General features: G+C 60.6%; 3 protein-coding genes. 2 read left to right on the forward strand and 1 reads right to left on the reverse strand.

Going from position 1 to position 2,429, the window contains the following annotated elements; genetic code table 11:
* Positions 1-864: MFS transporter (locus tag KHQ28_RS28890; protein WP_211777815.1), on the forward strand; the 864-nt coding region annotated here is incomplete at its 5' end.
* Here the strand turns inward: KHQ28_RS28890 and pspF are convergent.
* Complete coding sequence (gene pspF / locus KHQ28_RS28895) at positions 855-1,844, reverse strand: phage shock protein operon transcriptional activator (protein WP_072198248.1); 990 nt, start codon at positions 1,842-1,844, stop codon at positions 855-857. The two genes, KHQ28_RS28890 and pspF, sit on opposite strands and share 10 nt — an antisense overlap.
* A 152-nt stretch (positions 1,845-1,996) precedes the next feature.
* Here pspF and KHQ28_RS28900 point away from each other — a divergent pair.
* Positions 1,997-2,429: PspA/IM30 family protein (locus KHQ28_RS28900; RefSeq protein ID WP_211777816.1), on the forward strand; the 433-nt coding region annotated here is incomplete at its 3' end.

Here is a 2,429-nt window from a genome sequence, read left to right on the forward strand (position 1 = left end):
TTATGCTGGCTGGCGCTGGCGCTGTTTTTGCTGCGCGGCACGCCGGAGAGCCGCAGCGCCAGCGCCAGCCAGCATAAGCTGGACGTCGGCGGTCTGCTGAGCCTGATTGTTGCGCTGGTGCTGGTGAATCTGTTTATCAGCAAGGGCCACGGCTGGGGCTGGAGCAGCCCGCTGTCGTTGACCATGCTGGCCGGGGCGCTGGCGGCGGGGACGATATTTATCCGCAACGGCATGCGCAAAGGCGAGGCGGCGCTGATTGATTTTGCGCTGTTTAGTAACCGGGCCTACGGTGCGGCAGTGCTGTCGAACTTTCTGCTCAATGGAGCGATTGGCACCATGATGATCGCCAGCATCTGGCTGCAGCAGGGGCACCACCTGACGCCGCTGGAGAGCGGGATGATGACCCTCGGCTATCTGGTGACCGTCCTGGCGATGATCCGGGTCGGCGAGAAGCTGCTGCAGCGCTATGGCGCCCGGCTGCCGATGATGGCCGGTCCGGTGTTGACCGCTATCGCCATCGCGCTGATATGCTGCACCTTTCTCGAAAAGGCGCTGTATATCGGGGTGGTGTTCGCCAGCAACGTGCTGTTTGGCCTCGGGCTGGGCTGCTACGCCACGCCATCGACGGATACCGCGGTGGCCAATGCCCCGGAGAACAAAATCGGTGTCGCCTCGGGGATCTATAAGATGGGCAGCTCGCTGGGCGGGGCGATGGGTATCGCCGTGACAGCGTCACTTTTCACGCTGTTTTTACCGCTGGGCATGGCCCATGCCGCCCAGTATGCCCTGTGGTTTAACGCCGTCTTATGTCTGGGGGCGATGGCGGTGAGCGCGCTGCTGCTGCCGCGCGCCTCTCACAGCTGATGCTTTTTCAGCAGCGCGCGGAGCTGGTGATAGGTTAATCCCAGCAGCTCCGCCGCCAGCTTCTGATGATACTTCGCCTGCTCCAGACTCCGCTGCAGCAGGCGTTTTTCCTGCTGGAGCTGGAAATCGCGCAGATCCAGCGGTAGCGCGGGCAGCTCATCGCCGGGCGCGGCTTCCTGCGGAGATCCGGGGGACTGACGAAAAGGGTTAATAATAATCGCGTCCAGCTCATGTTCGCTGTCGCCGTGGCGATACACCGAGCGCTCAACCACGTTCTTCAGTTCGCGAATATTCCCCGGCCAGCGGTAGCCGAGCAGCGTCGCGGTCGCTCGTGCGCTAAAGCCGGGAAACAGCGGCAGACCGAGTTCGCGGCACATCTGGATGGCAAACTGGTTGGCGAGCAGCATGATGTCGCTCTGCCGGTCGCGCAGCGGGGGGAGCTGTACCACGTCGAAGGCCAGGCGGTCGAGCAGGTCGGCGCGAAAATGACCTTCCTCGACCATCTGCGGCAGGTCAGCGTTGGTGGCGCACACCAGCCGGACGTTAACCTGCAGCGGCTGGTTGCCGCCCACGCGCTCCAGCTCGCCATATTCAATCACTCTTAACAGCTTCTCCTGCACCAGCATTGGGGCTGTCGCCAGCTCATCGAGAAACAGCGTCCCGCCGTCGGCGCGCTCGAAGCGCCCGGGATGGCGCTTGCTGGCCCCGGTGAAGGCCCCGGCTTCGTGGCCGAACAGCTCCGAGTCGAGCAGATTATCGTTCAGCGCCGCGCAGTTCAGCGAGATAAACGGCCCCTGCCAGCGGCTGGAGAGGTAGTGGAGACGGTTAGCGATAAGCTCTTTCCCGGTGCCGCGCTCGCCGATGACCAGCACCGGTTTATCCAGCGGGGCCAGCCGGGAAACCTGTTCCAGCACCTCGAGAAAGCTGTTGGCCTCGCCCAGCAGATTATCCTTGTACTGCGCCATGATGAATTTCGCCATTAAGTAGTGTAATTAACCAGGTGACTGTAGCAATGCCCAACACGTTTCGCAACCACCCTCTTTAAAATCAATAAGATAAGAAGTTGGCACGCCATTTGTATTAGCTAAGCCACAGGTGAATGCCTGAAACCAGAACTATGAGGATTGAAATTATGGGTATTTTTTCTCGTTTTGCCGACATCGTGAACGCCAACATCAACTCCCTTCTGGAGAAAGCGGAGGACCCGCAAAAGCTGGTGCGTCTGATGATCCAGGAGATGGAAGACACGCTGGTTGAGGTGCGTTCGACATCGGCCCGCGCGCTGGCGGAAAAGAAACAGCTGTCACGTCGTATTGAGCAGGCGGTCGCCCAGCAGGCGGAATGGCAGGAAAAAGCCGAGCTGGCCCTGCGCAAAGAGAAAGAAGATCTGGCCCGGGCGGCGCTGATCGAAAAACAAAAGCTGACCGACCTTATCGCTCAGCTGGATCATGAAGTGCAGCTGGTGGATGAAACCCTGGCGCGGATGAAAAAAGAGATTGGCGAGCTGGAGAACAAACTCAGCGAAACCCGCGCCCGTCAGCAGGCGCTGGCGCTGCGCCATCAGG

The sequence above is a fragment of the Klebsiella sp. 28 genome (assembly GCF_018223905.1).
Lineage (GTDB): Bacteria > Pseudomonadota > Gammaproteobacteria > Enterobacterales > Enterobacteriaceae > Klebsiella > Klebsiella pneumoniae.